The organism is Nonomuraea cavernae, assembly GCF_040655715.1.
Taxonomy (GTDB): domain Bacteria; phylum Actinomycetota; class Actinomycetes; order Streptosporangiales; family Streptosporangiaceae; genus Nonomuraea; species Nonomuraea cavernae_A.
Map to the genome: position 1 here is coordinate 98,054 of NZ_JBFAKL010000027.1, position 19,006 is coordinate 117,059.

17 protein-coding genes are annotated in these 19,006 nt (G+C 70.5%); 8 read left to right on the top strand and 9 right to left on the bottom strand.

What is annotated here, in order from left to right:
• Positions 1-92: 92 nt before the first annotated feature.
• Both AB0I38_RS31825 and AB0I38_RS31830 read right to left on the bottom strand, forming a co-directional pair.
• The gene (locus tag AB0I38_RS31825) at positions 93-665 is read right to left on the bottom strand and encodes a LysR substrate-binding domain-containing protein (RefSeq protein ID WP_358488024.1); all 573 of its coding nucleotides are present in this window, start codon (positions 663-665) and stop codon (positions 93-95) included.
• Entirely contained in the window at positions 650-982 is a 333-nt protein-coding gene (locus AB0I38_RS31830; RefSeq protein WP_358488027.1) for a LysR family transcriptional regulator, read from the bottom strand. The genes AB0I38_RS31825 and AB0I38_RS31830 overlap by 16 nt, the downstream gene beginning before the upstream one ends.
• Before the next feature lie 78 nt (positions 983-1,060).
• On the opposite strand from AB0I38_RS31830, the gene AB0I38_RS31835 reads away from it, so the two are divergent.
• From AB0I38_RS31835 to AB0I38_RS31845, 3 genes are all read left to right on the top strand, one after another.
• The gene (locus AB0I38_RS31835) at positions 1,061-2,218 is read left to right on the top strand and encodes a pyridoxal-phosphate dependent enzyme (RefSeq protein WP_358488030.1); all 1,158 of its coding nucleotides are present in this window, start codon (positions 1,061-1,063) and stop codon (positions 2,216-2,218) included.
• 334 nt (positions 2,219-2,552) lie between these two features.
• Entirely contained in the window at positions 2,553-3,707 is a 1,155-nt protein-coding gene (locus tag AB0I38_RS31840; protein WP_358488034.1) for a M20/M25/M40 family metallo-hydrolase, read from the top strand.
• A gap of 30 nt (positions 3,708-3,737) precedes the next feature.
• On the top strand, positions 3,738-4,748 hold the full coding sequence (locus tag AB0I38_RS31845) for an endonuclease/exonuclease/phosphatase family protein (protein ID WP_358488039.1): 1,011 nt from the start codon (positions 3,738-3,740) through the stop codon (positions 4,746-4,748).
• A 76-nt stretch (positions 4,749-4,824) separates the two neighbouring features.
• Here AB0I38_RS31845 and AB0I38_RS31850 read toward each other — a convergent pair whose 3' ends face one another.
• The 7 genes from AB0I38_RS31850 to AB0I38_RS31880 all read right to left on the bottom strand — a co-directional run bounded on the left by AB0I38_RS31850 (position 4,825) and on the right by AB0I38_RS31880 (position 11,919).
• Positions 4,825-5,622, bottom strand: coding sequence for an IclR family transcriptional regulator (locus tag AB0I38_RS31850; RefSeq protein ID WP_358488044.1), 798 nt, complete (start codon positions 5,620-5,622; stop codon positions 4,825-4,827).
• Positions 5,603-6,292, bottom strand: coding sequence for an ABC transporter ATP-binding protein (locus tag AB0I38_RS31855; protein WP_358488047.1), 690 nt, complete (start codon positions 6,290-6,292; stop codon positions 5,603-5,605). Before AB0I38_RS31855 ends, AB0I38_RS31850 begins: the two co-directional genes overlap by 20 nt.
• A complete protein-coding gene (locus tag AB0I38_RS31860; protein WP_358488052.1) occupies positions 6,285-7,079 on the bottom strand; it encodes an ABC transporter ATP-binding protein in 795 nt (264 codons plus the stop codon). The genes AB0I38_RS31855 and AB0I38_RS31860 overlap by 8 nt, the downstream gene beginning before the upstream one ends.
• A complete protein-coding gene (locus AB0I38_RS31865; RefSeq protein WP_358488058.1) occupies positions 7,079-8,083 on the bottom strand; it encodes a branched-chain amino acid ABC transporter permease in 1,005 nt (334 codons plus the stop codon). Before AB0I38_RS31865 ends, AB0I38_RS31860 begins: the two co-directional genes overlap by 1 nt.
• Positions 8,076-8,948, bottom strand: coding sequence for a branched-chain amino acid ABC transporter permease (locus tag AB0I38_RS31870; RefSeq protein ID WP_358488064.1), 873 nt, complete (start codon positions 8,946-8,948; stop codon positions 8,076-8,078). The genes AB0I38_RS31865 and AB0I38_RS31870 overlap by 8 nt, the downstream gene beginning before the upstream one ends.
• Positions 8,949-9,020: 72 nt before the next feature.
• Positions 9,021-10,265: an ABC transporter substrate-binding protein gene (locus tag AB0I38_RS31875; RefSeq protein WP_358488067.1), complete on the bottom strand. Its 1,245-nt coding sequence runs from the start codon at positions 10,263-10,265 to the stop codon at positions 9,021-9,023.
• Between the two features lie 64 nt (positions 10,266-10,329).
• On the bottom strand, positions 10,330-11,919 hold the full coding sequence (locus AB0I38_RS31880; protein ID WP_358488070.1) for an amidase family protein: 1,590 nt from the start codon (positions 11,917-11,919) through the stop codon (positions 10,330-10,332).
• A 259-nt stretch (positions 11,920-12,178) separates the two neighbouring features.
• On the opposite strand from AB0I38_RS31880, the gene AB0I38_RS31885 reads away from it, so the two are divergent.
• From AB0I38_RS31885 to AB0I38_RS31905, 5 genes are read left to right on the top strand one after another with little or no spacing between them, the layout of a single operon-like run.
• The gene (locus AB0I38_RS31885) at positions 12,179-13,363 is read left to right on the top strand and encodes a CaiB/BaiF CoA transferase family protein (protein WP_358488074.1); all 1,185 of its coding nucleotides are present in this window, start codon (positions 12,179-12,181) and stop codon (positions 13,361-13,363) included.
• A complete protein-coding gene (locus AB0I38_RS31890; RefSeq protein WP_358488078.1) occupies positions 13,360-14,370 on the top strand; it encodes an NAD(P)-dependent oxidoreductase in 1,011 nt (336 codons plus the stop codon). Before AB0I38_RS31885 ends, AB0I38_RS31890 begins: the two co-directional genes overlap by 4 nt.
• Positions 14,367-16,511, top strand: coding sequence for a hydantoinase/oxoprolinase family protein (locus AB0I38_RS31895; RefSeq protein WP_358488081.1), 2,145 nt, complete (start codon positions 14,367-14,369; stop codon positions 16,509-16,511). Before AB0I38_RS31890 ends, AB0I38_RS31895 begins: the two co-directional genes overlap by 4 nt.
• Positions 16,508-18,103, top strand: coding sequence for a hydantoinase B/oxoprolinase family protein (locus AB0I38_RS31900; RefSeq protein ID WP_358488085.1), 1,596 nt, complete (start codon positions 16,508-16,510; stop codon positions 18,101-18,103). Before AB0I38_RS31895 ends, AB0I38_RS31900 begins: the two co-directional genes overlap by 4 nt.
• Positions 18,093-18,998 carry an HpcH/HpaI aldolase/citrate lyase family protein gene (locus AB0I38_RS31905; protein WP_358488089.1) on the top strand — a complete coding sequence of 302 codons (906 nt, stop codon included), beginning with the start codon at positions 18,093-18,095 and terminating at the stop codon, positions 18,996-18,998. Before AB0I38_RS31900 ends, AB0I38_RS31905 begins: the two co-directional genes overlap by 11 nt.
• Positions 18,999-19,006 lie beyond the last annotated feature (8 nt).

Here is a 19,006-nt window from a genome sequence, read left to right on the forward strand (position 1 = left end):
GGGACGCAGTGGCGGCAAAGACCCAGAGACCCGCTTCACAGGGACCTTGGAGGAAGCGCGGACGAGGGCCGGCCGCCGCGACGAATCGTTTCTCACGAGGGCGGCCTGGTCGCCTGGCGGAGGGCTCGGCGGCAGGCCTCGATGGCCGGGTGGCGGCTGCGGCCACGGCGTACGGCGGTGAAGAGGCGGCGCGCCCGTCGGCCGCCCGGCAGCGGGCGCAGGGGGACGGTGGGCGGCCGGCCGTTCCACACCAGATCGGGCAGCAGGGCGGCGGCGTGCCCCTGCTCGACGAGCCGCACGTGCAGCAGCAGATCGGTAGACTCGAATTGGACGTCGGGCTCGAACCCCGCGCCGCGGCACAGCGTCATCGCCCATCGGCCCGCGGCCGTGTCCGGGGGCTCCATGGCGAACGGATGGCCCGCCAGCGCGGAAAGACCGGCGAGGTCCGGCCCGGCGGGCACGGCGAGCCGGAGCGGGTCGTCGCACAGATCCTCGGCCTCCAGAGCGTCGGGCAGCGGGTTGGGGTCGCCCGGATACTCCTCGCCGATGACCAGGTCGAAGTCGCGGGCCAGCAGCGCGGGCAGTGCCCTCTCGGGTTCGGCCTGGGTGAGGTGCACACGCAACCGAGGGTGGGCGTCGCGGAGCAGGGTCAGCGCGGTCGGCACCAGGGCGAGGGCGCGGTCTGGAAGGCCGCGACGCGGAGCGTGCCGGTGAGGTCGGTGAGCGAGGTGGCGATGTCGGATTCGGCCTGTTCGAGGCGTTCGAGCACTGCCTCGGTGTGGGCGACGAGGATCTCGGCCTGCTCGGTCAGCCGGACCCGCCGGCCCACGGGCTCCAGCAGCGGCACCCCGACCTCGGTTTCGAGCAGCGAGAGCTGCTGGGAGACGGAGGACGGGCTGTAGGACAGGGCGGCGGCGACCGCCGCGAGGGTGCCCCGGTGCTTCAGCTCGCGCAGCAGGCGAAGCCGGTGCAGATCGAACATCGGTCGGCTTTCATGACGATTATCGTTCGGAAACATTCGCTGGACCGATCATAGGCGGAGCCGGAAGCATGGTTCTTCGTGAGCCTTTCCACCGATCAGTGGTTTGCGAGACCTTCCGCCCGAACCTGGACCTGCGTTCCCGTCCCCGCCGAGGTGCGGGAGTTCCACGCCTCGCTCGACGGCTACGCCCCCACGCCGCTGACCGAGTCGCCGGCCCTCGCCTCGGAGCTGGGGGTGGGGCGGGTGTTCGTCAAGGACGAGTCGTCCCGGCTGGGGCTGCCCGCCTTCAAGGCGCTGGGCGCGTCGTGGGCGGTTCACCGCATCCTGTCGCGGCGGGCGCCGGGGTCCGCACCCGTGCTGCTGGTCACCGCGACCGACGGCAACCACGGCCGGGCCGTGGCCCGGATGGCACGGCTGTCGGGGCAGCGAGCCCACGTGTTCGTCGCCGAGGGCGTGCATCCGGCCGCCGTGGACGCCATCTCCGACGAGGGGGCGCGGGTCACCGTGGTCGCCGGTAGCTACGACGAGGCCGTACGCCGGGCCGCCTCAGCCGCGGCCGAACCGGGGGCGGTGCTGGTCCAGGACACGTCCTGGCCCGGCTACGAAGAGGTGCCCGGCTGGATCGTTGAGGGGTACTCGACGCTGTTCGCCGAGGTCGACGCGCAGCTGAGCGCCGCGGGCGCCGACCCTCCGGGACTGGTCGCCGTACCGGTGGGGGTGGGGTCTCTCGCGCAGGCCGCCGTGACGCACTATCGCGCCAGCCCGGACGCCTCGAACGGGACGGCATGGCAGGACCGCACGAACGGCGCGACGCGGCACGACCACCGAGGGCGCCCGGCGGCGCTGCTGGCCGTGGAGCCCGACGTGGCGGCGTGCGTCCTGGCGAGTCTCACCGAGCGGCGGCCGGTGAGCGTGACGACCCGGCCCACCTCCATGGCCGGCCTGAACTGCGGCACGCCGTCCGGCCTGGCCTGGCCGTACCTGCTCGGCGGCCTGGATGCGGCGATCACCGTGACCGACGCCGACAGCGCCCGCGCGGCCCGCGACCTCGCCGCGCTCGGCGTCTCCTCCGGGCCGTGCGGCGCCGCGTCCCTAGCGGGCGTACGCGCCGCCCTGACCGGTGACGCGGCCGGTGAACGCCGGCCCGCGCTGGGTGTCGGGCCGGCGTCGACCGTGGTCCTGCTGAGCACCGAGGGCGCCGCCGCCAACCCCCACACCCAGGGAGATGACGTTTGACATCCTCCCGGCTCTGAAGGGCCGGGATTCCAACCGTCGCCGGTTGGGCTTCCTGCTTCACCGCCGGTCGCCCGCCCGAGAGAGGACTCTCGTTGAGGTCTTACACCGGCTCCACAGGCGTTTCGCCTCTCCGCAAGCCCTGCGGCGAGGGTGTTTCCGATCGTTCATCCGGTGGCTTGGGTGTCGCCACCGTCGAACACACTACCGAACCGTGCGGTGTCGTGCGGCGTTTTGACGGCGGTCCGCCTGACGGCGAATCGCCTGCCCCTGCCCTGCTCCGCAGGGTTCCGATTCCTCCCCCGCCTGAAGGCGGGGGTCTCCTCGGAGGTTCCCGATGAACTCCGAGCGTCCGGACGATCCGGTCGAGCTGCTCGCCCGCTTGGTCGCCATCGACTCCGTCAACCCCGATCTGGTGCCCGGCGGGGCGGGTGAGGCGGCGATCGCCGGCTTCTGCGGCGAGTGGCTGGCCGCGCGCGGGTTCGAGGTGCACCGGCTGGAGAAGCGGCCGGGACGCCCCTCGCTCGTCGCGGTCGCGCGCGGCACGGGTGACGGCCGTTCGCTGATGCTGAACGGCCATCTGGACACCGTCGGCCTGGCCGGTTACGACGGTGACCCGCTCCAACCGGTGATCCGCGACGGCAGGCTCCACGGCCGGGGCGCGTACGACATGAAGAGCGGCCTGTCGGCCATGATGATCGCCGCTGCCCGCGCCGCTGAGGGCGGCACGCTGCGTGGCGACGTACTCGTGGCCTGCGTCGCCGACGAGGAGTACGCCAGCGCCGGCACGGAGGAGGTGCTGGAGACGTTCACCGCCGACGCCGCCATCGTCACGGAGCCGAGCGACCTCGAGGTGACACTGGCGCACAAGGGGTTCGCCTGGTTCGAGGTGGAGATCGAGGGCCGGGCCGCCCACGGGTCACGGCTCGAGCTGGGCGTCGACGCCATCGCCAAGGCCGGTCACTTCCTGGTCGCCCTGGAGGAGCATGGCGAACACCTGGCCAGGGGTGAGGCGCATCCGCTGCTCGGCACCGGCACCGTGCACGCCTCGATCATCCGGGGCGGGGAGGAGGCCTCGACCTATCCGGCGCTGTGCCGGATCACCCTGGAGCGACGCACCGTGCCCGGTGAGAGCGCCGACAGCGTCCACGCGGAGCTGACCGCGATCCTGGACCGGCTCGCCGCCACGGTCTCCGGCTTCCGCTATCGCCTGCACCGCGGCCTGCACCGGGAACCGTTCGAGGCCGATCGGGAGGCGCCGATCGTGCGGACCGTGCTCCACCACGCCGAGCGGGCGCTCGGCCGCCCGCCCGTGATCCGCGCCGAACCCTTCTGGACCGATTGCGCCCTGCTGGACCAGGCAGGCATCCCGTGCCTGCTCATCGGCGTCGACGGCGGAGGAGCTCACGCCGCCGCGGAGTGGGCCGACCTCGCCTCCCTGCACCGCCTGACCGGCATCCTCACCGCCACCATCGCCGACTTCTGCTCCTGACGCACTCCCCCGCCCCGTACGGTCGGGCGTATGAGCATCGAAGATCGGCAGGCGCGCGTCGCGGAGAGGCGCCCTCGTCGCGTCGACCGGTGGCGCGGGGCCGGGCCGGGCCGGACGTCCTGGACACGCGGGCGGGTTCTCGCGTCGGTCGCCGTGCTGGTGGCGGGGCTGCTGGCGTTCCCCGGCGTCGTGCCCAACACCGTGGGCAATCTCGGCAGCCTGCTGGAGACCTTCCTGCCCTGGGCCGGCCTGGCCGTTCCCGTGCTGATGGTCCTGGCGCTGCTGCGTCGCTCGGCCACCGCGATGGCGTCCCTGGTGCTGCCCGTGGCGGTCTGGGCGACCGTCTTCGGTGATCGGTTGCTTCCGGCTGATCGGGGGGCGGCTCACGACCTGACCGCGCTCCAGCACAACGTCAGCGACGAGAACCTCGATCCCGGCGGAACCGCGCGAGCCCTGGCCCGGGCCGGAGCCGACCTCATCGGCCTGCAGGAGTTGACGCCCGACGCCCGGCCCGTCTACGAGGCCGTCCTCACGCCCGGCCATCCGCACCACGCGGTCGTGGGGACCGTCGGCCTGTGGTCCCGACACCCCCTGACGGACACCCGGCCGGTGGACATCAAGCCCGCGGAGGTCGGCGGAGACTGGAGCCGAGGGCTGCGGGCCACCGTGCGGACACCGTCCGGCGAGATCGCCGTGTACGTCGCTCACCTGCCTTCGGTCCGTATCCGGCCGCCGGACGGCTTCGGCTCCGGCTGGAGGGACGAGAGTGCCGCCGCACTGGGCATGGCCATCGCCGCGGAACGGCTGGACCAGGTCGTTCTGCTGGGCGACCTCAACAGCACCCTCGACGACCGGGGCCTGGCTCCGGTCACCTCCCGGATGACCCCGGCGGAGGAGGGTTTCGACTTCAGCTGGCCCGCCGCTTTCCCCATCGCCCGGATCGACCACATCATGACCCGCGCCGCGACGCCCGTCACCACCTGGACCCTGCCCGCCACCGGCAGCGACCACCTGCCGGTGGCGGCCCGCATCAAGCTCTGACGGTCACCGGCGGCCGGCCCGCCGAGCGGACGCCGGACGGGTCGTAGCCGTCTCGCCCGGACACATCCAGAGAAGGTCAGGAATAGAGGGTTTGGGAGAGTGAGGATCCCTGTTTCTGCAGGAATTCGCGCAGGGCAATGCTCAGGCGCCGGCCACGTTGCTCCAGTTCGGATGCGGGCACGACGACGCCGGAAAGGCTCACGGCGTAGTAGTCACCGTTGAACACGAATGCCGCGCCGGTGCACCCGTAGCCCGGCTGCCACTCCTCCTGCTCGATACTGAAGCCGCGCTCCGCGCACCGGGCCACATCCGCGGCGAGCCAGTCCATGTCGGTGATGGTGTCGCGAGTGAATCGGGTGAGGGGCGGCTTGACACCGGTCTCGGTGAGGCGGTCCGGCCAGAAGAGAGCGAGAATCGCCTTGCCCATCCCGCTGCAATGCATAGGCATCCGGGTGCCCAGCAGCGAATAGCGAACGAATCCGTCGGGTGAGTCGATTTTGTCGATGACCGTGATCATTCCGTCACGGAGCAGCCCGATGTGCGCGGTCACCCTGAATTCCTCGGTGAGGCCGCGGACCAGCGGGCGGATCAGGGACACGATATCGATCCGCCCGAGCGCCAGAGTGCCGAGCTCCGCGAGCCGGAGGCCGAGTAGATAATGTTTGCCGTCCGGGGAACGCCGGACGAACCCATTGCGCTCCATCACGCGCATCGTCCGCAGGCAGGTCGTCGAATTGATGTCACATACTTCGCACACCTCGCTGAGCGTCGCCTGCTCGACGGTGGCGAGGTATCCCAGGATTTCGAGGGCCCGTTCCAAGCTGCGTAGCTCGTATGCCATGTACTTCAGCCCCTCATCCACCGGTTGCCGCATCGACGATTATGTCAAAGTTGACCTCAGAGCCGCTGTAATCCTGGACAAGATGCCCGGCGCGCAGAACGACGACGCGGTCCGCGATCTCGCAGGCGAGCCGCAACTCCTGCTCCACCAGCAGGACCGTCGTCTCGGTCGCGGCCGACATCCGGGCGATGGTCGCGTAGAGCTGAGCCACGATCGACGGAGCGAGGCCCAGCGACGGCTCGTCGATCACAAGCAGCCGAGCGGGGCGAAGCATGGTACGGCCCAGCGCGACCATCTGCTGCTCGCCGCCAGAAAGGTTGGTGACCGGCTGGTTCCGACGCTCGGCCAGGACCGGGAAGGCGTCGAAGACCTCGTCGAGCCGGCGCAGCGCCGCGGGTTCGACGCCGAGAGTGAGATTGTCGAGCACGTTCAGACCGGTGATCAGACCGCGTCCCTCGTGCACGACGGCCATGCCTCCGTCACGCACCCGCCGGTGGCAGGGCGTCGCGTCGATGCGCCGGCCCTCCCAGTGGATCTCTCCACGGGACTTCACCAGGCCCAGCACCGATCGGAGCAGCGTCGTCTTGCCGGCGCCGTTGGTGCCCGCGATCGCGAGCTTCTGTCCCGCCGGAACGGTGAGGTCGACGTCGAACAGGACCTGCGTGGAGCCGTACCAGGCACTCACCGAGTGGAGATCAAGCATCGCTACGTCCAAAGTAGGCGCGGAGAACGGCGGGGTCGGCGAGCACCTCGGCGGGCGTGCCGCGGGCGAGGACCTCTCCGTTGCTGAGGACGACGGACTCCCCGCACGCCCTTCTGACCATGTCGACGTCGTGCTCGACGAGCATCACGGTGGCTCCGGTGGTGCGTTGCGCCTGCTTGATCGCCTCGAGCAGCAACCGGCGGCTGGTGACGTCCAGTCCGGCCGCGGGTTCGTCGAGCAGAAGCAGGTCGGGTTCGGCGGCGAACGCCCGGCCCACGTCGACCAGCCGCCGCACCCCGAAGGGCAGGTCCTGGACGTCCCGGTGCAGCAGGTCGGACAGTCCCAGGACCGCCGCCACCTCCTCGACCACCGCCAGGTCGCGACGTGCCTGGCGGCGGCCGGTACGGCTGCCGCCGATCTGGCGCAGCAGCCCGACGACTCGAAAGCGCTCACGGCCGAGCAGCAGGTTGTCGAGCACCGTCATGCCTTCGAGCAGGCGCACCTGCTGGAAGCTGCGCAGAATGCCCGCCCGCACCCGCGCCACGGTTCCCGTGCCGGTCAGTTCCTCGCCCCGGAAGCGCACCGAGCCCTGCTGGGGTGTGATCACCGCTGAGATGACGTTCATGATCGTCGTCTTGCCCGCCCCGTTGGGCCCGATCAGGCCGAACAGCGAGCCTTCGGGCACGTCGAACGACACACCGCCCAGTGCTCGCACGCCGTTCACCGTGACACAGATGTCACGTACTTCCAGCACGGCCGGGGGCCGGCCGGCCTTGTCTGTGGCCATCACGACGGACTCCGTCCAGGAACCGAGGTCAGGAGAGGAGAAGGGGGGTCACCGCGGCGCCGCACCCGATCGCGGATCCGATCCAGCACGCTGGCGATGCCGCCGGGCATGACGACCAGCAGCAGCATCAGCACCGCCCCGTTGACGATCGGGTAGGCATTGGGAATGCCCAGGCGGGCGAACAGTTCGGGCATGAGTACGACATAGGCGGCTCCCAGCCACGCGCCGTGCACCCGCCCCGTGCCGCCCAGGATGAGCGCGACGAGCAGATTGAGGGAGGAGAACACGGTGAAACCGGCGGGCGTGACGCTCCCGGACACGTGCGCGAGCACGACGCCGGCGAGCCCGCCCAGCATCCCGCTCAGCATGAAGGCGGTCAGCTTGGTGCGAACCGTCGACACACCTGCCGACTCCGCGAGCAGGTTCGAGTTCTTCACCGCTGCCATCGAGCGGCCGATGGGGTTGCGTTGCAGGCGGATCACGAGCCAGGTCGCCAACAGCGCGATCACGGCCGCGAGCCCGTATCCGACCAGCGGGTCAGCGGTGGTGATCGTCCCGAACCCGCCGGGGTTCACCAGGAGCCCCTGAGTCCCGCCGGTGACCGAGGCGAAGGTCGTCACGACCCACTGGAAGAGCTCGACGAACGCGAAGGTCAGGATCGCCAGGCGCAGCCCGGAGACGCGCAGCGCCGGCAGCCCTACCAGGATGGCGGCGAGGCCGGCGATCACCGCGGCGACGATCAGTTCGACCCCGATCGACACCGCGGTGGTGCGCGACATCCAGGCCGCCGTGTACGCGCCGATGCCGATGAAGACCGCCTGGGCGACCGACAGCACGCCCGCGCGCCCGAACACGATGTCCAATCCGATGATCGCGGTCACGTAGATCAGGATCATCGTCGCCTGGTACAGGCTGAAGGAGTCGAGCAGCAGCGGGAGCACCACCAGCGGCGCGAGCAGGAGGACCGGGCGCAGCCGGCGGGCAGGTGATCGTCGGTCAGGCACGGGCTTCCCGCCCTTCGGAGAGGTAGCTCCGCGGCGCGAACGCGAGCACGACGATGATCAGTGTGAACACGGCCGGGGTCACGGCCTGCGCGCCGAGCAGGTAGACGACGAACGACTCGTAGATGCCGAGTCCGAAGGCGAAAGCCAGCGGGAGACCGAACCGGTTGAGTCCACCGAGGATCCCGGCGATGAACGCCTTCATCGCGAAAGGCGTCATATAGTACGCGTCGACGCTGGTCCGGCTGGCGACCAGGATTCCCGCGACGGAGGCGAGGATCGCGGCGAGCGCCCAGGTCGCCACTCGCACCCGGGCGGACGGTATGCCCAGCGACTCCGCGACCGCCCGGTTCTCGGCGACGGCGTTCAGCATCGCGCCCACCCGGGTACGACGGCGCACGATGGACAGGCCCAGTACCGACAGCAACGCCACGGTGATCGTCACCAGGTCGCTCAGGTTCAGGGCGAGCCCGCCGAGATCGAAGACCGTCCGGCTGCCGAGAGTCAGGTAGGACTGGGTCCGGCCCCCGAGCACGCTCTCGGCGATGGCCGTGGCCAGCAGGAGCAGGCCGAGCGTCGCCACCAGGTCGGAACCGACCTGCCGGTCCGAGGTCCGCTGCAGCACGAGCGCGTCGAACAGGACGGCGACGACCACCGCCGTAAGGACGGACAGCAGGATCGCGACCACCGGGTTCAGGCCCAGTTGCTGGTAGAGATACCAACTGAAGAAGGCCGCGATCATGCCGAACTGGCCGTGCCCGAAGTTGACGGCCTTACTCACCTGGTAGATCACCAGGATGCCCGCGAGGAGGAGGGCGTAGACCCCTCCGGTGGCGGCCCCGCCGATCAGCAGCGACAGTTCGGACATCAGCGTCCGACCATCCGAGAAGCCGGCCTGACCAGGCGGCGCGCCCGGTCAGGCCGATCAGCGACGCGCATGTCAGTTTCCGATCGCCGTGAACGGCTGCTCGGTCACCGTGCCGGTGTCCTTGATCCCCTCGATCCCGGCGGCCCGGACGCCCTGGCGCTCCTGGGGGCCGAAGGTGATGGCCGGAATGACGCCGGTCTCGAAGTCCGTCATCTTCTGCAGCGACGCCTCGAAGCACGACCGCGTGAGCGCCTCCGCCTGCTTCAAGGCCTCGGCCGTCACCAACGCCTGTACGTAACCGACGGTGTTCCAGCTCGTCGGCGCCTTCCCGCCGTGAGCGGAGGTCCAATCGGCCACGAACTGCTTCACCTTCGGATCGTCGGACTTCTCCAGGTTCGCCAGCTTGCTGGGGGCGACGAGCCCCTGGGCCACCGACCCGAACGCCTCGATCCATCCGGAGTCGAGCATGTCCGACTGCGCACCGATGCCGGGCTTGTAGCCGATCTTGTGCATAGCCGTGATCGCGTTGCCCACGTCGGGCGGGGTCGCGAGGAACAGGACGTAGTCGGCGCCCGCCTGCTTGAGCTGCTCGGCGATCGGGCGGTAGTCGGTGGTGTTCGGCTCACTGCGCACCACCGTCTTGAACTCCATCCCCGCGGCGTCGAGCACCTTCTTCGCGCCCGCCAGAGCGTCGTCACCGACGTCGCCGTTCATCGCCAGGATCGAGAAGCTCTTCACGTTCCGCTTCTCGATCAGGAACCGGGTCAACGCCTCGAACTCGTCGGAGAAGTTCGTCCACAGCATGTAGACATAGGGGTTCTGCATCGTGCCGATCTGGTTGGACGGCGCGTACGGCGCGACGGCGGGGATCTTCGACTGGTTGATGTAGGGCAGTCCGCCGACGAAGTTCTGGGTCCCGACCCCGCCCGTGATGGCGAACACGTTCTCCTGATCGACCAGCCGCCGCACATTCTGCAGCGCGACGTTGGGCTGGTACTGGTCGTCGAGGACGGTCAGCTTGATCTTCCGGCCCTGGATCCCGCCCTCGGCGTTGATCTTGTCGAAGTACCACTGCTGGCCGTCCAGCGCGGGCTTCGCGGCCGAGGCGCTCGGCCCGCTCAGGCCGGACGTGACCCCGAGTTTGATCTCGGATTCGGTCACCCCCGGGCTCTCCTCTTTCGTGTCGCAGGTGCTCGGCGCCGCACTGGCGGCGGTGCCGCCCGCCTCATCACGCTGTACGCCGCAGCCGGTCGCCAGCAGCATCAGCGACGCCGCGGTGACCGTGAACCCGGTCAGGCGTCGGTCTCGTCGGGGCACGATTCCTCCTCGAATCTGGTTGTACTCGGCCGGGTTGGCGTGGCCTACGGCCGCCGAGCGGCCGTCACAGGGTGATCTCGCTCCCGTGGATCGGGGCGGGCTGGGGGAGCCATCCGAAGCGCCGCTCGTAGGTCTCGGCGACGCCGATCAGCCGGTGGTCGCTGAAGTGCGGGCCGACCAGCATGACGCCGACGGGCAGTCCGTCGGCCTCGGCCGCGGGGATCGACAACGCCGGATGGCCGGTGGCGTTGTGCAGCGGGGTGTTGTCCAGCATCGTCCAGCCGCGCAACGCCTTCGCGAAGTCATCGGCGTCCGGGTCGATGCGATGCGCGTAGTGGCTGGCCGTCGGCATGGCGAGAACATCGACCTGGGCCAGGGCACGGTCATAGGCCGTCCGCAGAGCGGGGATGCTGCTCTGCGCCGTGGCGTAAATCGCCCCGAAGTAGCGATCGCGCAGGTACTCGCCTATCGCCGCGACCACCTTGAAGGACCCGGGCATCTCGTCGCCGTAGGCGGCCACGCCCTTGCCGAACGCCTCGCGCTGCTCGGGCGCGTAGTGACCGGAGAAGTGATACCCCTCCCCGTTTCCGTAGACGGTGGCCGCGACGCCTTCCAACAGGGCGGCGAACATGATCGACCCGGCCACCTCGTGCTCGGGAACCGAGATCTCGACCAGTTCGGCTCCGAGTTCGGCGAACCGTTCCCACACCTGCTCCGTCGCCCTGAGGGTCTCGTTCCGGCCCTCGTGACCGTCGTCGGGAAACCGCATCCCCTCCGTCAGGATGCCGATCCGGAGGCCACGAAGGTCGTCGCCCGCCGTCCTGACCGTCTCGGCGAACGGCAGATCCGGCACCGGCGCGGCCTGCCGCGGGTCGGACCGATGCGCGCCCGATACGGCGGCCATCGCGAGCGCCATGTCCGATGCCGTCCGGGTGAGCGGGCCGACATGATCGAACGTGCGGTCCAGAGAGGCGAGCCCGGTGTAGGGCACCAGCGAGAAGGTCGGCTTGAGACCGAGCACGCCGCACCAGGACGCCGGAAGACGGATCGACCCTCCCTGGTCGGTGCCGAACGCGATGTCGACGTGGGGGTGGAAGAGCACCGACGCCGAGCCGCCCGAGGATCCCGATGCTGTCCGGCCGAGGTCGAACGGGTTGCGGATCGGGCCGAACGAACTGGTCTCACCGCCGCCGGAGAACGCCAGCGCCTCCAGGTTGGTCATCGCCACGATGCGCCCTCCGGCGCGCAGCACCCGCTCGGTGAGCACGGCGTCGGACTGCGGCGTGCTGCTCTGCAGCACACGTGAGCCCACTGTCATGGGCACCCCCGCGACGGCGATGAGGTCCTTGAGCGCGATGCGCTTCCCGGCGAGCAGGTCGCTGGTGCGCTCGGCCTCGTCAGCGCGGACATCGACCCAGCGCAGCACCGCGTTGCACGGGTCCTCATCCGGAAGAGGGGGCCGGCCGGCGTTTCGCGGCCCGGCGACCACGCTGGGCCGCGGCACCAGGGGGCCGACCAGTTGCTGGAACCGTTCCACTCGCGAGAGAACGTCGCGGGCCAGCGCGTGGAACCCGTCCAGTTCTTCCTCGCCCACGGTGAAACCGACACGTTCGGCATACCGGTTGATCTCTTCGCGCCGAATGTCTCGAATCATCGCCTCGGCCTTCACATTGTGAAACTCGCATTCGATTGATGGCATTGAAGAGGTGCCGGTCACCGACTGTCAAGAGGGAGAACGCGAGAACCTTTCCTTGCAGGTCCCCACGCTGAGCAGCGAAGGTGGCGGTCAAGAAGATCACTTTCGGATACAGGACGATTGCTGTCGGCTACGCCCTTGACGCGATCCGAGTCGGTCCCTCATCCTTTACTCACTCATTTTGAATCGACATTTCACATAGCGAAAGCAGGGCGAGATGAGCGTCGATACCCCGGCCGACGAAGGGGGCCGGCCGAGCAGCGGCAGCCTTGAGGGGTTGCGGGTCGTGGAGGTCGCCACGATGCTGGCGGCGCCGTTCTCCGGGATGCTGCTCGCTGATCACGGCGCCGACGTGGTGAAGGTGGAGATGCCCGAGGTCGGCGACGGCATCCGGCAGTGGGGGCACAGGAAGGGCGACGTCGCCCTGTACTGGAAGGTCCTGGCGCGGAACAAGCGCACGGTGACCCTCGACCTGCACGAAGAAGCCGGCCGTGAGCGGCTCAGGCACCTCCTCGCCGACGCCGACGTCCTCATCGAGAACTTCCGGCCCGGCACGCTCGAGCGCTGGGGCCTGTCGCCCGATGGTCTGCGGGCCGCGAACGAACGACTGGTGGTGCTGCGGGTCTCGGGATGGGGCCAGGACGGGCCCTACGCCGACCGTCCCGGGTTCGGCACGCTCGTCGAGGCGTTCAGCGGATTCGCCCACATCAACGGCTGGCCGGACCGGCCCCCCACCCTGCCGCCGTTCGGCCTCGCCGACTCCATGGCCGGCATGATCGGCGCGTTCGGCATCCTGTGCGCCCTGCGGGAACGGGACCGGAGCGGCCGCGGGCAGGTGATCGACCTCGCCCTCTACGAGCCGATGCTCGCCGCCCTCGGCTCGCTGGTCATCGATTACGACCAGCAGGGCATCGTGCAGGACCGGATGGGCAATCGGACGCCCTTCAGCGCCCCGCGCAACGCCTACCAGGGCAAGGACGGCGGCTGGTTCGCGATCTCGGCGAGCAACCAGAACACCGCCATCCGGCTGCTCACCACGATCGGCCGCCCCGAACTGCTCGACGATCCCCGCTTCGCCACCAACACGGTACGGACGGCGCACCAGGACGAACTCGACCAGGTGATCTCGGCGTGGGCCGCGCTCCGTACCCGCGACGAGGCCATCGCGGACCTCAACGCCGGCGGTGTGCCGGTCGCGCCGGTGAACTCGGTCGCGGACATCGTCGGCAACGAGCACGTCGTGGCGCGGGGCTCGCTGATCCGGGTCTCCGACGACGAACTCGGCGAGGCGCTGGTGCAGGCGCCGGTGCCCCGGCTGAGTGACACGCCCGGCCAGGTGCGGTTCCTCGGCCGCCCGCTGGGCTCCGACGACGACCAGTGGACCGGCGGCCTGTGGAGATGACACGCCGGATCTTCGTCACCCGCCCCGTCCCCGACCACATCGCCGACTCTCTGCGCGTCCGGGGTGTGGCCGTGGAGACCTACAGCGGGGAACTGCCAGTGCCCCGGACGGACCTGGTACGAGCGGTTCGCACCTTCGACGCGGTGATCGTCACCATCTCCGAGCGGGTCGACGCCGACATCATCTCCCAGGCGCCGGCGGACGGGCCGCTGCGCGTGCTCGGCACCATCTCGACCGGCACCGACCACATCGACCTCGGCGCCGCCGCCCTCAGGGGCCTGCAGGTACGGCGCGTCCCCCCAGCCATCACCGCACCCGCGACCGCGGAGCTCACCCTGGCCTTGATGCTGGTCACGGCACGCCGGCTGATCGAGGCGTGGAACGACCTGCGCGCCGGGTCCTGGAAATCGTGGATGCCCTACCAGTGGACGGGCGGCCTGCTCGCCGGCCGGTCGCTCGGTGTCGTCGGACTCGGCGCCATCGGCGGCCTGGTCGCCGGCTACGGCCATGCCCTCGGCATGCGGGTCCGGTTCACCGCCCGCTCCCCACGCGAGGATCTCCCGCCCTGGCTGGAGCAGGTCCCCTTTGACACGTTGCTCGCCGCGTCCGATGTGCTGAGCGTGCACGTCCCGCTGACGGACGAGACGGCCGGCCTCATCGGCGAGCGTGAGCTCGGCCTGCTGCCCCCGGGCGCGCTGCTGATCAACACCTCGCGTGGAGGTGTCGTCGACGAGGACGCGCTCCTCGCGGCACTCGACGGCGGGCGGCTGGCGGGGGCGGGCATCGACGTCTTCAGACGGGAACCCGTCGACCCGTGTCATCCGCTGGTGCGTCATCCGCGGGTGGTCGCCTTCCCGCACATCGGCAGCGCGACGACCTCGACCCGCGACGACATGATGCGCAGCGCCGTCGAAAGCGGCCTGCGCGTGCTCGACGGGCTCTCGCCGGCGGACGAGACGGTGCCGCCCGGCTTCGATCAAGCGGTGGACAGGAGGCCGGCCAGGTGACGAACGACACCGATCCCACGACTGAGCGCGGTGCGCCGGACGAGATCGTCGTGGCCGCGGACATCGGTGGCACGTTCACCGACATCGTCGCCGTTCGCGGAGATCGCATGCTCGTCGGCAAATTCCCCACCGACTACGACGATCTCAGCAGGCCGGTCCGGGACGGCGTGGACCTGGCGCGCCGCGCCCTCGGCGGCCCGGACGCCAGGGTGGACACGGTCATCCACGCGACCACGGTGGCCACCAACGCGGTGCTGGAACGCCGCGGCGCCAAAGTCGGCCTGCTGATCACCAAGGGCTTCGCCGATCTGCTCCAGATCGGCAGGCTCCGGCGCGCGGACCCCTACACGCTCGACCATCGCAAGCCGGCGCTGCTGGTGGACATCGATCTCGTCGCCGAGATCGACGAGCGGATGGACGCCTCGGGCAAGGTGGTGACACCGCTGAACGAGGCGGAAGTGGAGGAGGCGGCCCGCCGGATGGTGGCCGCCGGGGCCGAGGCGGTCGTGGTCGGCTTCCTGCACTCCTATCTCGATCCCGCCCACGAGCGACGCGCCGCCGCGGCCATCGCCAGGAGCGCACCCGGCCTCCCGGTGGTGACCTCGGCCGAGATCATTCCCGAGGCCCGCGAGTACGAGCGGATCAGTACGGCGGTGATCGCCGCCTACCTCGGGCCGGTCGTGCGGCATTACCTGCGCCGGCTGGCCGATCGCCTGCGTGACGAACCTCCGGTCGACCAGTTGTGGGTCATGAAGTCCAGCGGCGGGCTGGCCACGGCCGACCATGCCATCGCCCACCCGGAGGAACTGGTGGAGTCCGGTCCCGCGGCCGGAGTCATCGCCGCGGCGTGGGCGGCACGCCGCGCGGGCGTGGAGACCGCCGTCGGGTTCGACATGGGCGGAACGACGACCAAGGCCGCCCTGATCGTGGACGGCACACCGCGGATCAACCATGACTACGAGATCGGCGGTGCGGCGCACTCCGGGGACTTTCTGCGCAAGGGCACCGGGCATCCGTTGCGGTCCCCGGTCATCGACCTCGCCGAGATCGGCACGGGTGGCGGCAGCATCGCGTGGCTCGACGCGACCGGCGCCCTGCGCGTCGGACCGCGTAGCGCGTCGTCCACTCCGGGGCCGGCCTGCTATGGACGGGGAGGCGACCTGCCCACCGTCACCGATGCCGACCTCGTCCTCGGCTACCTCGACTCCGCCCCGGCAGAGGAGGCGGGAGGTCTCGGCGTGCTCCACCGCGACCTCGCGGAGGCGGCGCTGAGCACGCTCGTCACAGCCGGCGCCGCCCAGTCGGTGGTCCACGCCGCCTCCGGCGTGTTCGAACTCGCGGTCGCGCAGATGGCCGGGGCCGTCCGGCTCGTCTCGCTCGCCAAGGGCGTCGATCCTCGCGAGCTGATCCTGATCCCCAGCGGCGGAGCGGGTCCGGTGCACGCCTGGGCGATCGCGCGGGAACTCGGCACGAGCACGCTGCTGTACCCCGCCTTCCCCGGGGTCGCATCGGCCCTCGGGCTGCTCCAGTCGGAGGTGCGCGTCGACCTGGCCGTCGGGGTCCGGGCGCGGCCGACGAGAGCGACGGACCGGGACCTGCTCACGGCGCACCTGACCCGCCTGGCGTCCGATGCGGCCGGACAGGCACGCGAACAGGCGTCGGGCCGGGAGCCGGGCTCGCTCACGGCGCAACTGGACATGCGCTACGCCGGGCAGACCTATACGATCCCCGTCGATCTCGACGGCACCCGCCTGCCGGCCACCGATGACCTTCTCACCCGCTTCGGTGCCGCCCACCGGGCCGCCTATCACCACGAGACTCCGTCGCGAGAGGTCGAGGTCACGACCGTCCGCGTCACGGCCACGGCGCCATCGGGCACCGTCAGGACCACCCCGCGGTGGGCGACCGTGCCGACCGCGGCGGAACGCCCGGTGGTCTTCGACGGTGTGCCGTACCGGGTGCCCGTGGTTCAGCGCGCCGACATCGACGCTGCCGGACTGACCGGTCCGGCGCTGGTGATCCAGGTGGACACCACCATCGTCGTCCCGCCGGGGGCGCACATCCGGGCCGTCGGCGACGGCTCACTGCTGGAGATGAAGCTGCCGCACACCGACGGCCCGGACAAGGAGGAGACCAGATGACCGGCTCGGCGAAGTCCGCGGTCACCCTGCAGGTTTTCGGCAACGCGCTCCACGGCCTGGCCAACGAGCTCCAGGTGTCCATGATCAGGGCCGCCTACTCGCCCATCATCAAGGAGATGTTCGACTGCTCGGCCGGGCTGATCTCCCCCGACGGCGAATACCTCGCTCTCGCCGACGGAATCCCGTTGCAGCTCGGTGTGCTGTCGACCGTGGCCCGCGAGCTGGCTCCCCTGGCCCGCGACCTCGGGCCGGGCGACATCCTCGTCACGAACGACCCCGCCACGGGCTCGCCCCATCTCAACGACTACCTGACCGTGGCCCCCGTGATCGTGGACGGCTACCTGGCCGGCTACGTCTCCACCCTCATGCACCACGCCGATGTCGGCGGAAAGACACCGGGCAGCATGCCCGCCGACGCGACCGAGTTGTTCGCCGAGGGCATGCGCTGCCCACCGGTACGACTCGTGCGGGCGGGCCAGGTCAACGAGGAACTCATGAGTGTCCTGCTGGCCAACAGCCGGCTCCCCGGCAGCATGCGCGGCGACCTCGACGCGCAGATCGCGGGCACGCTCGTCGGCGTCCAGCGGATGACTCAGCTGGTCCACCGCTACGGCACGACGGTCTTCGACCGGCTGCGGCGGGAGTACCTCGACTACTCCGAGGCCCTGGTACGCGCCGAACTGAAGGAGTTCCGGCCCGGGACCTACTCCGCCGCGCGCACCCTTGAGCTGCACCATGACCCCGCCAGCGCACCCGAGCTCGTCCGCGTGCACGCCGAGCTCCGCGTCGCCGACGACGGCACGCTCGCGATCGACCTGTCCGGCTCCGACCCGCAGATCGCGCTGCCGTTCAACGTCGTGCTCTCGAACAGCCGATCGGCCGCGCTGGTCGCCCTGCGCTGCTTCCTGTCCGACGAGCTGCCCATGAACGCGGGGATAGAGCGCTGCGTGCGCGTCACCTGCCTGCCGGGACGAGTCACCAACCCCGATCTGCCGGCGCCGGTCGGCGCCCGCGCGGCGCTCGCCGCGCTGGTGAACGAGGCCATGATCGACGCGATGGGGCAGGCCCACAGCAGCATCCGGGCGGCCGGCAGCAGCGGCGGCACGACGATGCCGTACGTGTGGGCCCATGCGGGCGGCATCCTCATCGACAACTCGACGACCGGCGGAATGGGGGCGACCGCCCGGCAGGCGGGTGAGAGCGTGGTGGACAACTGTGTGACCAACGCGATGAGCTATCCCAACGAGGTCCTGGAACAGGACCATCCTCTCCTGATCGAGGAGGTTCGCCTCCGCCGCGGCTCCGGGGGCGCCGGCCGCCACGGCGGCGGTGACGGGCTCGTCCGCCGGGTGCGCTTCCTCGCCGGCGGCATGCTGTCGCTGCGGGGTTACCGGACTCTCGGCGGTCCTCCCGGGGCCGACGGCGGCGGCGAGGGCGCGGTGTCCCGGTGGACCCTGATCCGGGACGGCCACGAGCGGGTGCTCGCCCCGCAGCAGACCGGAATCGCGACCCTGCCCGGCGACGTCCTGCTGATCGAGACTCCCGGTGGTGGCGGTTTCGGCCCGGAAGAAGGTACCTCTGATGGAGCCTGAGCTCGGCGCCTCCCGCCACGATCGGCTGCGCCGGGTGCAGTCGCTGCTCTTCGTGCCCGGGGACCGTCCGGACCGGTTCGGCAAGGCGCTGGCCGCCGGAGCCGACGCCGTCGTCATCGATCTCGAGGACGCGGTGCGGCCCGCCGACCGTCCGGCGGCTCGCGGCCACATCGCCGGCCTGCTCCGGTCCCATCCCGCGCCGGTCCCCGTCCTGGTCCGAGTGAACGACATCAGCACCGGTGAGCTGTCCGCCGACGTCGAGAGCGTCATCGGCGCCGGACTCGACGGCCTCGTCGTCCCCAAGCTCGACCCCGGCTGCGCCGCGGCGACCGACGAGCTGATCAGTGCGGCGGAACAGGCCAGGGGGCTGGCGCCCGGCTCGATCCCCGTGCTCGGCATCGTCGAGACGGCGGCCGGACTGCTGCGGCTCGCCGCCCTGCCACGACTGCCCGCGCGGGTCGTGCGGCTCGCTTTCGGGGCGGGCGATTTCTCCGCCGACACGGGCGCCGTATGGCTCCCCGGCAATCCGGCGCTGCTCGCGGCGAAATCGATGATCGTGTGGATCTCCACGGCGCTGGGCCTCGCCCCACCCGTCGACACCGCGTTCCCCTGGGTGAACGATTTCGATGGGTTGCGTGCCGAATCCGACAACGCCGCGGCCGTCGGCTACCTCGGGAAATTCTGCATCCACCCTGCACAGATCGAGTCCGTGCACGCCGCGCTGCGACCGTCGGACGATCAGGTACGGCGGGCCGAGGCGGTCATCGAGGCGCTGTCGGGATCCGGCGCGGCCGGCGCCCAACTGATGAACGGCCAGCTCATCGACGAAGCCGTCGTCAAATGGGCACGACGGGTACTCGCGATCGGCGGTCACCGGCCACAGCCGCCGGACTGAACCGGCGG

Excerpts from the sequence above, each read along its gene's own strand:
- AB0I38_RS31830 (WP_358488027.1), bottom strand. The coding sequence starts at position 982 with ATGTTCGATCTGCACCGGCTTCGCCTGCTGCGCGAGCTGAAGCACCGG.
- AB0I38_RS31840 (WP_358488034.1), top strand. The coding sequence starts at position 2,553 with ATGAACTCCGAGCGTCCGGACGATCCGGTCGAGCTGCTCGCCCGCTTG.
- AB0I38_RS31845 (WP_358488039.1), top strand. The coding sequence starts at position 3,738 with ATGAGCATCGAAGATCGGCAGGCGCGCGTCGCGGAGAGGCGCCCTCGT.
- AB0I38_RS31850 (WP_358488044.1), bottom strand. The coding sequence starts at position 5,622 with ATGCGGCAACCGGTGGATGAGGGGCTGAAGTACATGGCATACGAGCTA.
- AB0I38_RS31855 (WP_358488047.1), bottom strand. The coding sequence starts at position 6,292 with ATGCTTGATCTCCACTCGGTGAGTGCCTGGTACGGCTCCACGCAGGTC.
- AB0I38_RS31860 (WP_358488052.1), bottom strand. The coding sequence starts at position 7,079 with ATGGCCACAGACAAGGCCGGCCGGCCCCCGGCCGTGCTGGAAGTACGT.
- AB0I38_RS31870 (WP_358488064.1), bottom strand. The coding sequence starts at position 8,948 with ATGTCCGAACTGTCGCTGCTGATCGGCGGGGCCGCCACCGGAGGGGTC.
- AB0I38_RS31880 (WP_358488070.1), bottom strand. The coding sequence starts at position 11,919 with ATGATTCGAGACATTCGGCGCGAAGAGATCAACCGGTATGCCGAACGT.
- AB0I38_RS31885 (WP_358488074.1), top strand. The coding sequence starts at position 12,179 with ATGAGCGTCGATACCCCGGCCGACGAAGGGGGCCGGCCGAGCAGCGGC.
- AB0I38_RS31890 (WP_358488078.1), top strand. The coding sequence starts at position 13,360 with ATGACACGCCGGATCTTCGTCACCCGCCCCGTCCCCGACCACATCGCC.
- AB0I38_RS31900 (WP_358488085.1), top strand. The coding sequence starts at position 16,508 with ATGACCGGCTCGGCGAAGTCCGCGGTCACCCTGCAGGTTTTCGGCAAC.
- AB0I38_RS31905 (WP_358488089.1), top strand. The coding sequence starts at position 18,093 with ATGGAGCCTGAGCTCGGCGCCTCCCGCCACGATCGGCTGCGCCGGGTG.